The sequence below is a fragment of the Microbacterium sp. Leaf320 genome, from assembly GCF_001423485.1.
GTDB lineage: Bacteria > Actinomycetota > Actinomycetes > Actinomycetales > Microbacteriaceae > Microbacterium.
In genome coordinates this window covers 122721-135236 of sequence record NZ_LMOD01000004.1, presented here as the reverse complement: position 1 = coordinate 135236, position 12516 = coordinate 122721, and the positions used below count along the sequence as shown (strand labels likewise).

Here is a 12516-nt window from a genome sequence, read left to right as displayed (position 1 = left end):
TCAGGATTACTCTCGAGAGATGACACGACGAGGTTCATATGCGAAGGGCGTCGCCAGACGCGGAGAGATCCTCGAGAGCGCGCTCGACGTGATCGGGCGCAAGGGCTATCAGAATGCCTCGCTCAAGCAGATCGCCGACGTCGTCGGAGTCACCCCCGCAGCGCTCCTGCACTACTTCGGGAGCAAAGAGGAACTGTTCACCGAGGTGCTCCGCACCCGCGATGAGCACGATCTGATGAGTCCGCAGCCGTCGGATCCAGCCGACGCGAAAGCCGCCTTCGTCGACGTGATCCGCCGCAACGCGGAGGTCCCCGGGGTCGTCGAGCTGTTCTCCCGCCTCTCGGTCGATGCCGTCGACCCCACGCATCCCGCCCACAGCTACTTCCTGGACCGCAGCGAAAGACTGCGGGAGAGCATCGCGGTCGCGTTCGAGCGCGACGAGGAGCGTCGCGCGACGCTCGACCCCGACACCATGGCCAGAGTGATCCAGGCCGTCTCCGACGGACTCCAGCTGCAGTGGATGATCGACCCGAGCGTCGACATGCCCGGAATCATCGAGGCGCTGATGGACGTGCTCTACCCGCCGGCCCCAGAGGCGACGCCGCCGCCGGCGGAGCCGACACCCGAGGCCTGAACGCGAGAGCCGCCTCTCCCGGTACGGGGAGGGGCGGCTCTCAGCGAGTGATCTCGCGGATCAGCGGACGTTTCCGTTCGAGCAGGTCTGCTGGGCAGCCGAGTTGCCCTTGATCGAGTCGGGCAGAGCAACCACGTTGTCGGGGGTCGCCGCAGGATCCGGCGTCGCCGCCGCGTCCGTGGGAGCCGCCGGAGCCGGATCGGTCACGACGACGCCGTCGTTCGCGGTGTTCTCGTGCGTGACCTGCAGCTGCGCGTTCGCGTTGATCGCGTCCCACATGGCCTGGGCGGCTGTCTTGTTCGCCACGACCTTGTTCGGGTTGGCCGCGTCGGTTCCTGTCGGGTACTGCAGGAAGACGATGTCCTCGAACGGCACGGACTTCACGGCCAGGGCGATCTGCACGATCTTCATCGGATCGGCGAGCGAGGTGCTGGCCTCGACGTTGCTGAGCCCGGTGTTCGCGAGCTTCAGCATCATCGGAACGTTGCCGAGGGTCTCACTGCTGATCAGCTTGCGCACGAGGCTCGACATGTACTGCTGCTGGTTGCCGATGCGGCCCAGGTCGCTGCCATCGCCCACGCCGTGGCGGGTGCGCAGGAACTGCAGGGCCTCGAGGCCCTGCACGGTGTGCGTGCCCGCGGCCATGTCGAGCCCGGTGTAGCGGTCCTTGATCGGGGTCGCGAGGCAGACATCGACGCCGCCGATCGCATTGGTGATCTCGATCACACCGCCGAACGTCACCGAAGCCGCGAACTGGATCTCCTGGCCGGTGAGCAAGGTGATGGTCTTCGCGACGCAGTTGAGCCCGCCGTCGGTGTATGCCGTGTTCAGCGGCTGCTTGCTCATCGCGGAGTGGACGTTGCCCTCGGCGTCCTCGCACTCGGGGATCGACAGCATCAGGTCGCGGGGGAAGCTGACGACGGTGATGCGGCGCGGCTCCTGAGAGACGTGCACGAGCAGGTTGACGTCGTTCAGGGTGCCCTCGGCGTCCGAGCCGCTGCACCGTTCGCCGAAGTAGGCCGCATATGCCTCTTCGCAGGTGTCGACGCCGGTGAGCAGGAGGTTGAAGCCCTCCTTGTACTCGCCGATGTCCGGCGGGAGCTCGGTCTTCGTCTCGAGTTCGACCGCGTTCGCGGTGACGGTGCTGGAGAGGTCGTAGACCACGTACGCGGCGACGCTCGCGCCGCTGACGAGGACGACGGCGAGACCGATCGCGATGAACTTCAGAAGCTGGTTCAGTGGTCCGGGAGTGCGCAGCTGACCGTGTCGCGCGATGGTACGACGGCGTCGGGTGTTCGGACTCACTCGGGGCCTTTCGGTTCAGCGTGCGGTGCGGGGATACACCGTTCCCTGTAAAGCGGAGGGTGTGGGATTCGAACCCACGAGACATCTCTGCCCACTGGTTTTCAAGACCAGCTCCATCGGCCGCTCGGACAACCCTCCCGACAGACGAATCTGCCGACAAGCCGTGAGTCTAGCCGAGTTCTATTCTCCCGCGCTGACCTGGGCAGGTGCTGGAAGCGTGTTCAGCGCTGCCGCCAGACCGCCGTCCTCGACATTCGCGGTCACTTCGCCGGCCGCATCCTTGACCTCGTCGGGAGCCTGCCCCATCGCCACCGCACGCCCGTCGAGCCCGAGCGCCCAGCCGAACATCCCGATGTCGTTGCGGCCGTCGCCGGCGACGAGCACCTGACCGCGCTCGAAGCCGAGCTCGGTGCGCACTCGTTCCAGTGCCGTGCCCTTGTCGACGCCCTGCGGGGCGATGTCGAGCCAGGCCGTCCAGCCGATCGCGTACGAGACCTCGTTGAGCCCGGCATCCGAGACGAGGCGGTGGAAGTCGTCCTCGTCGTGCCCAGGAGAGACCACCACGACGCGCGAGACAGGTTCGGCCACGAGCTCTTCGAACCCGACCTGGCGCCCGCCGTCCAGCGTCCAGTCGTCGAGATGCTCGGTGTACAGGCGCAGGCCCGATCCGAGTTCGACCATGTACCGCGCATCCGGCAGTCGGTCGCGCAGCAGCGCGAGAACCGGCGCGGGGTCGAAGACCTCGATGTGCCACCGCTCCCACTCGTCACCGACGCGACGCATCGTCACGGCGCCGTTCGAGCACACGACGAACTCCGCGGTCAGACCGAGCAGTTCGACGTAGCGACGCGTCGCCATCCAGCTGCGCCCTGTGGCGATCGTCACCTCGTGACCGGCATCCCGCAGCCGCGCGACGGCCTCGGGCACACCGGGGCTCATCGTCTCGTCCTGCAGGATGATCGTGCCGTCGACGTCGAGGCCGACCAGCCAGGGCGCCGTCACGCTTCAGGCTCCAGCACTTCGAGGCCGCCCAGGTAGGGGCGCAGCACCTCGGGCACGCGCACAGAGCCGTCCGCCTGCTGGTGGGTCTCGAGCAGAGCGACGATCCACCGGGTCGTCGCGAGGGTCCCGTTGAGCGTGGCGACGGGCTGGGTCTTCGTCGTCTGACCGTCCTGAGCCTCCGGACGGTGACGGATGTCGAGGCGTCGGGCCTGGTAGGTGGTGCAGTTCGACGTCGACGTCAGCTCGCGGAAGGCGCCCTGAGTCGGAACCCACGCCTCGATGTCGTACTTGCGCGCGGCGCTCGATCCGAGGTCGCCGGCAGCCACGTCGATCACTCGGTAGGCGAGGCCGAGCGAAGTCAGCATCTCCTCCTGCAGCGCGACGAGACGCAGGTGCTCCGCCTCGGCATCCTCGGGGTTCGTGTACACGAACATCTCGAGCTTGTTGAACTGGTGCACGCGGATGATGCCGCGGGTGTCCTTGCCATGCGAGCCCGCCTCGCGGCGGTAGCAGGTCGACCAGCCGGCGTAGCGCAGCGCGCCCTTGCCGAGGTCGAGGATCTCGTCCTTGTGGTACCCGGCGAGCGCGACCTCGCTGGTGCCGACGAGGTACAGGTCGTCATCCTTGTCGAGGTGGTAGACCTCGTCGGCGTGCTCGCCGAGGAATCCGGTGCCCTGCATGATCTCGGGGCGCACCAGAGTGGGCGTGATCAGCGGAACGAAGCCGTTCTGCAGGGCCTTGTCGAGCGCGAGGTTCATGAGCGCGATCTCGAGACGCGCGCCGATGCCGCGGAGGAAGTAGAAGCGCGCACCCGAGACCTTGGCGCCGCGTTCCATGTCGATGGCACCCAGGATCTCGCCGAGTTCCAGATGGTCGCGGGGCTCGAAGTCGAAGGCGGGGACCTCTCCCACGCGACGGAGCTCGACGAAGTCGGCCTCGCCACCGGCCGGCACGCCGTCGACGACGACGTTCTCGATGCGGGCGAGCGCGGCGGATGCCGCATCGGACGCCTCGTTCGCGGTCTGCTGCGCCTGCTTGACTCGCTCGGAGAGATCCTTGACCTGCGCGACGAGCGCCGCCTTCTCCTCCTTCGGGGCCTTCGCGACCTGCTTGCCGAACGCGTTCTGCTCGGCGCGCAGCTCTTCGAAAGCGGCGAGGGCTGCGCGACGCGATCGATCGGCCTCGAGTGCGATGTCGACGGTGCCCTGGTCGTTGCCACGGGCGGCCTGAGAGCGGCGGACGATCTCCGGGTTGTCGCGGAGGAGTGCGAGGTCGATCATCCACCAAGTCTATGGTGCGGGCCGGGCGAGTCCTCCGCGAACGGATGGGGCGGATGCCGGGGCTAGAGTAGCGCCATGACGATGAGCGCCCCCGCCAGGCGACAGGCGGCGCTCGTGTACAACCCGATCAAGGTCGACGAGAAGCACCTGCGTGCCAGGGTTCGCGCACTCTCGCGCGAGGCCGGTTGGGAGCATCCGGCGTTCTATCCGACCACGATCGAGGACCCGGGCCAGCAGGCGACGGCTCAGGCGCTCGCACGTGCTGTCGACGTCGTGCTCGTCGCGGGCGGCGATGGCACCGTGCGCGCGGTCTCCGAGGCGATCGCGAACAGCGGAGTTCCTCTCGCGATCCTCCCGAGCGGCACGGGCAATCTGCTGGCGCGCAACGTCGGGCTTCCGCTGGGCAACCCCGACGAGATGATCCGCGCAGCTCTGGGCGACTTCCGCCATGCGATCGACATCGGCTGGGCGCGGCTCACCCGAGAGAACGGCGAGCACGAGGAGCACGCCTACGTCGTCCTCGCCGGCGTCGGGCTGGATGCCGACATGATCGCGAACACGCGATCGGACCTCAAGAAGTCCGTCGGGTGGATCGCCTACGTCGATGGCGCCGCAAGGTCTCTGGTGACGGCCGAGCCGTTCCGCGCGGTGTTCCAGATCGACGACGGGCGGCTGCATTCGACCAAGGTGCACAGCATCCTCTTCGCCAACTGCGGCCTGCTTCCTGCGGGCATCTCGCTGATCCCCGACGCATCCATCACCGACGCCATCCTCGATGTCGCGGTGATCCAGCCGACGGGGATGCTGGGGTGGCTCGGCGTGTGGCGCAAGATCTGGTGGGACAACTCGGTGCTCCGGCGCTCCCGCGCAGGTCGCCGCGTGCTGGAACGCCGGGGCCGGGATGCATCGGTGCACTATTTCCGCGGGAACGTCGCTGAAGCGGCCGCGAGCGCACCCACCCCGATCGAACTCGACGGTGACGAGTTCGGCACCGCCGTGCGCATCACCTGCCGGGTGGATCCCGGAGCCCTGCTGCTGGCTCTCCCCGCCGATCATCCGGTCTCGGGGCTCTGACCCTCAGCCCGCCACGCCTGGTGCGTCCTCAGCTCAGCCGCGGACCTCGACCGTGCCGTCGAGCCCGCCGCCCACGAGCGTGAGGGTGAAGGCGTCGTCGTCCACGGCATCATCGCCGAAGGCGATGATGGTCGCGCGTGGTGCCATATCCATGGTGCACACCTGGGTGTCATCGGTCACGAAGGTGGCGGTTCCCGTCGCGCCCGCGCCCTCCACACCCTCCACGACCGGGGCGCAGCTCGAGGAGCCCCACGTGAGCAGCACGAGCGAGCCGTCACCGATCCACCCCGCGCTCGGCGTGTACTCGGTCGACGTCCCCGGCGTGCCGGACAGGGACGGGTCTCCGTCGAGGTCGACATCGTCGGACACATCGCCGTACGTCACCTGCAGCGTGATCTCCTTCGTCGGGTCGACGCCCTCGGGAAGCGCTCCGACGCTCGCGCGCTGCACCATGTCCGCCGTGCACGCGGCGTCGGCGTCGGCGTCGACGAGTTCGACCGACACGGTCTGGCCGTCCGCCGACACCTGGTCCACCTGCGGGACGCAGGTGGACGATCCCCAGGTCACGACAGCGAACATCCGGCCGTCGTCGAGCAGCGCGCCCTCGACGTCATCGAAGTCGTCGTCGCTTCCCGCCGAGGGCGAGGTCGACGGCGCGTTGGTGGGCGCGTCCGCACCGGGAGTCGACGTGCATCCGGCGATCAGAGCGACGGCTGCGAGGGCGGAGAGAGCGGCGATGAGGCGTGTGGGGGTGGCCATGGACAACAGGGTACCGGCCGACGCGATCGGCGGGCACCCCAGCCCGGGCGACCGACGCGTTACTGCAGCGCAGACGTGAGTCGCGCGAGATTGTCGAGGACGGTCGAGCGCAGCGGCTGCTGCATCCATTCCTCCAGGGTGAGCTCGCGGCTGAGCGATCGGTAGTGGTCTTCGACCTCGCGCATCTCGGTCACGAATTCCTCGCCGCGCACGAGCATCGACACCTCGAGGTTGAGACCGAACGATCGCATGTCCATGTTGCTCGACCCGATCACGGCGACCTGATCGTCGATCGTGAGGCTCTTGGTGTGCAGGATGTAGGGCTTGCGATACATCCAGATGCGGACACCGGCCTTCAGCAGGACCTCGTAGTAGCTGCGCTGCGCGTGGTAGACCATGGCCTGGTCACCCTCTTCCGAGACGAACAGCTCGACGACGACGCCACGGTCGACCGCGGCGGTCACCGCCAGCAGCAGCGCCTCGTCGGGGACGAAGTACGGGCTGACGATCATGATCTTGTCCTTGGCCGCGTACAGCAGCCCGAGGAAGAGACGCAGGTTGTTCTCGACCTCGAACCCGGGCCCCGACGGCACGACCTGGCAGTCGAGGTCTCCCGAACCTGCTTCGGCGTGCGAGATGTCGATCTCCTGCAGCACCTCGTCGGTCTCGCTGTACCAGTCGCTGAGGAAGATCGCGTTGACGCTGAGGACGACGGGGCCGTCGATGCGCACCATGAGGTCGACCCAGTGCAGGCCGCGCTTGATGTTCTTCGGGAGGTTGTAGGTCGAGTCGGTGACGTTCTGCGAACCGAGGAATGCGACCTTGCCGTCGACGACGACGAGCTTGCGGTGGTTGCGCAGGTCGGGTCGCTGCATGCGGCCCTTGAGCGGCTGCACCGGGAGCATCAGATGCCAGTTCGCGCCCATGCGGTTCAGTCGAGCGATCGTCTGCCGGTACTTCGGCTTCCACCGGTTCGCCCAGTGGTCGAGGAGCACCCGGACGTGCACGCCGCGCGCCGCGACCTCTTCCATCGCGCGGAAGAAGTTGTCGGTCGATGCGTCGGACTGCAGGATGTAGAACTCGACGTGGACGTAGTCCTCGGCCTTGCGGATCTCGTCGGCCATCGCATCGAGCGAGTCCTGATATCCGGAGATCAGGTGCGCTCCGTTGTCGCCGGAGATGGGCAGGGCGCCGAGCCGATGATTCATCTCGACGAGCGGGGGGAACCAGCTCGGAGCGTTCGGTCGAAGGGTGCCGAAGTGCAGGTGCTCGCTCGTCTCGGCGATGTACTCGTTGATCTGGTCCTGCTTGCGCCGACGCGCACGCGGCAGGCGCGGGTTTCCGATGAGCAGGAAGAGGAACACGCCCACGAACGGGATGAAGAACACCGCGAGCAGCCAGGCCATCGCCGCGGTGGGGCGCCGGTTGCGCGGGATGATGATGATCGCCGTGATGCGGATCGCCAGGTCGAGGGCGAGCAGGAACGCCGTGATCCACCAGGCCCAGGTCTCGGGCGTCATCCCTCGTCCTCTCGGCCGGTCGGCACTTCGACGGTGCGCCTCAGTGGGCACCTGGGAGGTGCGCTGGCTACACAGTAGCCGATGGGTCGGACGGCGCTCAGGAACGCGGCGGCAGACCGCGCGCGGCGCGCTCCTCTGCCTCGATGCGCGCATGCACCTTGCGCTCGGTGCGATCGAAGCGCAGGATGCCTCGGAGCACGAAGAAGAACACGACACTCACTCCGATGGTCGGGATGATCGACCATGCGGCTGCGAGCCAGAAGTTCTCCATGTCTCCATGGTACGCGACCCACTGCTCCTCCACATTCGAGAGCCCGCGGGACAAGGGGGGGGTTGCGGCTGTGGAGTCGCCCCGCGGCGGCGGCTGCGCGATGACACTCGCAGCATGACAACAGTGCTCCGAGCCTCCGGCTCCGCTGAGTTCCTCAGCATCGTCCCGTCCCTCGCAGGCTTCACCCCCACGGAGAGCCTCGTCCTGCTGCCCTTCCACGGCTCACGCACCTGCGGTGCCATGCGCCTCGACCTCCCCCGAGACGACGTCGATCTCCGGGACTACGCGGATGCGGCGATCGGGCTCGTATCTCGGGTCGACAGGACGGATGCCGTCGCCGTGGTCGTCTACACCGGCGACGAGGTGCACTCGACGCGCGACGGGCTCGTCCTGCCTTTCGCCGTCGAGGTCGACGAGGTGCTGGGGCGCGCGGAGGACGCGGGCCTCCGCATCGTCGACGCGCTCTGCGTCACGACCGACGGCTGGTCGAGCTACCTCGACGGCGAGCCCGAACTCCACTCGATCGAACATGCGGCTCCCGAGGTGCCGGGCATCGGAGACGTGTCGGGCGATCAGCTGGCGGGTGCCACACTTCCGAGCGTCGATCTCGCCACGAAGGAACGCGTGGCGAGAGCTCTGCGCGACGTCACCGACCTCCTCGAGCGCAGCAGATCGGGCGATCTTTCGGGGGTCGAGAACCCCCAGGCGCTCGCGGCCCTGGTCCTTCTCGAGGACCTCCCTGCGTTCTTCGAGGCGGTGCTCGCCTCGCCCGAAGACCTCCCGCCGTTCGCGACGGCCGCACTGCTCTGGTGCCTCGAACGCCCGCTCTTCCGCGATGTGGCGCTGACGCAGTGGGCCACCGATGCTCTGGGCGGCGCGCGCACGCTCGAGGCGCAGCTCGCGTTCGCCGACACGAGGTCGACCGTGCCCGATGACCTCGGTGACGTCTTCCTCGGCCGGGGCCCCACGCCCGACCCCGAACGACTCCGAGGTGCGCTCACCCTGGTGCGCGCCGCTGCCGCCCGCGCACCCCGCACGTCTCGGCTCGGTCCACTCACCGCAGCCGCGTGGCTCTCCTGGGCGCTCGGCCGAGCGAGCCATGCGGCGCACTACCTCGACCTCGTGCGCGAGATCGACCCCGAGTACGGCCTCGCTGCTCTGCTCGAGACGATGATCAGCGCAGCGATGTTGCCGGAGTGGGCGTTCCGACGCGGCGCGACGCCGGTTACTTGACGAGCGGGAACAGGATGGTCTCGCGGATGCCGAGCCCGGTGATCGCCATCAGCAGGCGATCGATGCCCATGCCCATACCCCCGGACGGCGGCATGCCGTGCTCGAGAGCCCGCAGGAACTCCTCATCGACCGGCATCGCCTCGACGTCGCCGCGCGCGGCGAGCTTCGCCTGCTCGACGAACCGCTCGCGCTGGATGACCGGGTCGACGAGCTCGGAGTATCCGGTCGCCAGCTCGAAGCCGCGGATGTACAGGTCCCACTTCTCGACCACACCGGCGACCGAACGGTGCTCGCGCACCAGGGGGGACGTGTCGACGGGGAAGTCCATCACGAAGGTGGGGCGCACGAGGTCGCCCTTCACGAAGTGCTCCCACAGTTCCTCGACGAGCTTGCCGTGCGTCGCCTGGGCAGGGAGATCCACACCGTTGGCCTCGGCGAAGGCGATGAGGTCCTCGACCGGATCGCTCGGTGTGATCGTGCGACCGGACGCCGCCGACAGCGACTCGTACATCGAGATGCGATCCCACTCGCCGCCGAGGTCGTATTCGGTGCCGTCGGCCCACGTCACGGTGGTCGAACCGGACACCGCGATCGCCGCCTGCTGCACGAGCTCCTGCGTCAGAGCGGCCATCTGGTTGTAGTCGCCGTAAGCCTGGTAGGCCTCGAGCATCGCGAACTCGGGGCTGTGGGTCGAGTCGGCGCCCTCGTTACGGAAGTTGCGGTTGATCTCGTAGACCCGCTCGATGCCGCCGACCACCGCGCGCTTCAGGTAGAGCTCCGGAGCGATGCGCAGGTACAGCTCGGTGTCGAACGCGTTGGAGTGCGTCACGAACGGACGCGCCGACGCTCCTCCGTGCTGCACCTGCAGCATCGGCGTCTCGACCTCGAGGTAGTCATGGCTGCCGAACGTCGCGCGCAGGCTGGCGTTTACCGCGGCACGGGCACGGACGGTGGTGCGCGCCTGCTCGCGGACGATGAGGTCGAGGTAGCGGCTGCGGACGCGGCCTTCCTCGCTGAGCTCCGAGTAGGCGTTCGGGAGAGGCAGGATCGCCTTCGAGGCGATCGTCCATCCGTCGGCCATGATCGACAGCTCGCCACGACGGCTGGAGATGACCTCGCCGTGCACGAACACGTGATCGCCCAGGTCGACGTACTCCTTCCAGTCGGCGAGCGACTCCTCTCCGACGTTGGCGAGCGAGATCATCGCCTGGATACGCGATCCGTCGCCCGCCTGCAGCGTGGCGAAGCAGAGCTTGCCCGTGTTGCGGCTGAACACGACGCGGCCGGCGACGCCGACGACGACACCGGTCTCGGCGCCTGCCTCGAGATCGTCGTACTCCGCGCGCAGAGCCGGGATCTGGTGCGTCACCGGAACGCTGACGGGGAAGGCCCCGCCCGCGGCATCCGCCCGATTCGCAACCAGGCGCTCGCGCTTGGCGAGACGCACGGCCTTCTGCTCGTGGACGTCTTCTTCGGTGGCGGCGGTGGCCGTCTCGGGCGCGGCAGACGCGTCAGTCATTCGGGGGCTCCTTGAAAGTCGTCTCCAGTTTACCGAGGTCGCGTCCCTCACCCCGCGGTCGAGTCTGGGTAGCCTCGAAGCATGGCAGCCATCGCCCTCGCCCCCGCTCTCGTCACGGTCGGTCTCGCCGCCACTGCCCTGCTGGCGCCGGCCGCCTCCGCGACCGCGGCGAGCGCCAACACCAGCGCCAACGCCGACGCCGACGTCGATGACTTCTCCTATGCCTCATGGGACGCGCGGTTCGAGGTGAGCCTCGACGACGAGGGCCGCTCGCGCATGCACGTGACCGAGTCACTGACGGCGAGATTCCCGGACTCCGACCAGAACAAGGGCATCGTCCGCGGACTGCCGACGAGCTACGAGAACGCCTGGCTCGAGCTCGAAGTGCTGTCGGTGACCGACGAGACCGGCGCAGAAGTGCCCTACGAGACCGATGAGGAAGACGGGGTTCTCTACGTCCTCACCGGCGACGACGACTACGTGCAGGGGCTCACGACCTACGTGATCGAATACGAGATGCGCGACGTCGTGCTGGCGGCCGACACAGGCGTCGACGAGTTCTACTGGGACCTCCTTCCCCTCGACAGCACCCAGCCCATCGAGGAGTTCCGTGCCGATGTGGTGTTCGACGACGAGATGACCGCCAGCATGACCGGAGGCGCGCGCTGCTACGTCGGCGTCGCGGGCTCGACGAGCGAATGTCCTCTCACCACGTCCTCGGACGGCTCGGAGTTCCACGTCGAGGCGAACGAACTGTCCGCGGGTGAAGGCGTCACCGTCGCAGTCGGGTTCGATTCGGGCACCGTCGCACAGCCGGCGGCCCGCCAGCCCGATCCCGTGACCGACACGGTGCCCGCGATCGCCGCACTCGGCGGACTCGGGCTCTCGGTCGGCGGCTGGTTCGCCGTCTCGTCGTTCAGACGGTCCCGCCGTACATCCGGCGGCATCATCGTGGCCCAGTACGACGTTCCGGATTCGATGCCGCCGTTGCTCGCCGCAGTGATCGTGCCCGGGGCGAAGGATGCGATCCCCGCCGAGATCGTCCATCTCGCCGTGCGCGGCACCTTGCGCATCGAGGAAGGCACCGAGACCGAGGCCCCTCGGCTCCGACGCCTCCCCGGAGGCCGCATCCCCGACCAGCTCGACGTCGAGGCGCTCGATGCCCTGTTCACGGATGCCGACGCCGATGGTGTCGCCGAGCTCCCCGGTTCGAGCGAGGACTTCGCCGCACGCATGACGGCCCTGGCGAAGAGCGGCGCCGACACGGCGGCGTCGCGGGGTCTGGTGACGAAGGCGCGCAGCCGCGGCGCGATGATCCTGCAGTGGTGTGCGATCGCCGTCGCTGTCGTCGGCTTCGGTCTCGGCCTGTGGGGCATCATCGCGGGCAGGGTCACGGCGTTGCCCGCGTTCATCGCCATCGCATTCGGCCTGTTCCTCGTGCTGCTGTCCTCGCTCTACAGCTTCTCGAAGCACACAGTGCTGACCGCCGAGGGAGCCCGAGAATACGAGTACCTCATGGGGGTGAAGGAGTTCATCCGGGTGGCCGAGGCAGACCGACTGCAGATGCTCCAGTCGTACTCGGGCGCCGAACGTCGTCAGGACGGCAGCGCGAACGTGATCGTCGTCTACGAACGCCTCCTCCCCTACGCGATGCTGTTCGGCATGGAGGACGAGTGGGGTCGGGTGCTCGAGAGCGCCTACACCGCGGAACATCGCGGGGCCGCGTGGATCGGCGATCCCGGCGCTCCCTTCGTGAGTGGCCAGCTGGTCGCATTCGCCGCCTCGTCGAACGCGGCCGCGAGCTACTCGGCCCCGAGCGCGGGCACCTCGTCGAGCTCCGGCGGGTCGTTCGGAGGCGGCTTCTCAGGCGGAGGCGGCGGAGGCGGCTTCTCGGGCGGCCGCTGACCTCGGTGGGCTTC

11 protein-coding genes and 1 tRNA gene are annotated in these 12516 nt (G+C 68.1%); 4 read left to right on the top strand and 8 right to left on the bottom strand.

The features are described from left to right. Nucleotides 1-19: 19 nt before the first annotated feature. Nucleotides 20-634: a TetR/AcrR family transcriptional regulator gene (locus ASF63_RS14255; RefSeq protein WP_056515372.1), complete on the top strand. Its 615-nt coding sequence runs from the start codon at nucleotides 20-22 to the stop codon at nucleotides 632-634. A gap of 60 nt (nucleotides 635-694) precedes the next feature. Here ASF63_RS14255 and ASF63_RS14250 read toward each other — a convergent pair whose 3' ends face one another. From ASF63_RS14250 to serS, 4 genes are all read right to left on the bottom strand, one after another. Next, the gene (locus ASF63_RS14250) at nucleotides 695-1939 is read right to left on the bottom strand and encodes an LCP family protein (RefSeq protein ID WP_056515369.1); all 1245 of its coding nucleotides are present in this window, start codon (nucleotides 1937-1939) and stop codon (nucleotides 695-697) included. A 53-nt stretch (nucleotides 1940-1992) separates the two neighbouring features. Continuing rightward, nucleotides 1993-2077, bottom strand: a tRNA-Ser gene (locus ASF63_RS14245). 42 nt (nucleotides 2078-2119) lie between these two features. Next, nucleotides 2120-2941: an HAD family hydrolase gene (locus ASF63_RS14240; protein WP_056515366.1), complete on the bottom strand. Its 822-nt coding sequence runs from the start codon at nucleotides 2939-2941 to the stop codon at nucleotides 2120-2122. After that, the gene (gene serS, locus ASF63_RS14235) at nucleotides 2938-4221 is read right to left on the bottom strand and encodes a serine--tRNA ligase (RefSeq protein ID WP_056515363.1); all 1284 of its coding nucleotides are present in this window, start codon (nucleotides 4219-4221) and stop codon (nucleotides 2938-2940) included. Before serS ends, ASF63_RS14240 begins: the two co-directional genes overlap by 4 nt. A gap of 75 nt (nucleotides 4222-4296) precedes the next feature. On the opposite strand from serS, the gene ASF63_RS14230 reads away from it, so the two are divergent. Next, entirely contained in the window at nucleotides 4297-5295 is a 999-nt protein-coding gene (locus tag ASF63_RS14230) for a diacylglycerol/lipid kinase family protein (protein ID WP_056515360.1), read from the top strand. Nucleotides 5296-5328: 33 nt separating this feature from the next. Here the strand turns inward: ASF63_RS14230 and ASF63_RS14225 are convergent, their stop codons facing one another. From ASF63_RS14225 to ASF63_RS19365, 3 genes are all read right to left on the bottom strand, one after another. Continuing rightward, the gene (locus tag ASF63_RS14225) at nucleotides 5329-6054 is read right to left on the bottom strand and encodes a hypothetical protein (RefSeq protein WP_056515357.1); all 726 of its coding nucleotides are present in this window, start codon (nucleotides 6052-6054) and stop codon (nucleotides 5329-5331) included. Nucleotides 6055-6113: 59 nt separating this feature from the next. After that, complete coding sequence (gene cls, locus ASF63_RS14220) at nucleotides 6114-7574, bottom strand: cardiolipin synthase (protein WP_056515354.1); 1461 nt, start codon at nucleotides 7572-7574, stop codon at nucleotides 6114-6116. Nucleotides 7575-7671: 97 nt separating this feature from the next. Then, entirely contained in the window at nucleotides 7672-7845 is a 174-nt protein-coding gene (locus ASF63_RS19365; protein WP_164481682.1) for a hypothetical protein, read from the bottom strand. Nucleotides 7846-7959: 114 nt separating this feature from the next. Here ASF63_RS19365 and ASF63_RS14215 point away from each other — a divergent pair, with 114 nt between their 5' ends. Then, a complete protein-coding gene (locus tag ASF63_RS14215) occupies nucleotides 7960-9078 on the top strand; it encodes a DUF4192 family protein (protein ID WP_056515351.1) in 1119 nt (372 codons plus the stop codon). Here the strand turns inward: ASF63_RS14215 and lysS are convergent. Beyond that, a complete protein-coding gene (gene lysS, locus ASF63_RS14210; RefSeq protein ID WP_056515349.1) occupies nucleotides 9071-10597 on the bottom strand; it encodes a lysine--tRNA ligase in 1527 nt (508 codons plus the stop codon). The two genes, ASF63_RS14215 and lysS, sit on opposite strands and share 8 nt — an antisense overlap. An 81-nt stretch (nucleotides 10598-10678) precedes the next feature. Between lysS and ASF63_RS14205 the strand changes: the two genes are divergently transcribed. Next, nucleotides 10679-12502, top strand: coding sequence for a DUF2207 domain-containing protein (locus tag ASF63_RS14205; protein WP_056515345.1), 1824 nt, complete (start codon nucleotides 10679-10681; stop codon nucleotides 12500-12502). The last annotated feature ends 14 nt before the right edge of the window (nucleotides 12503-12516 follow it).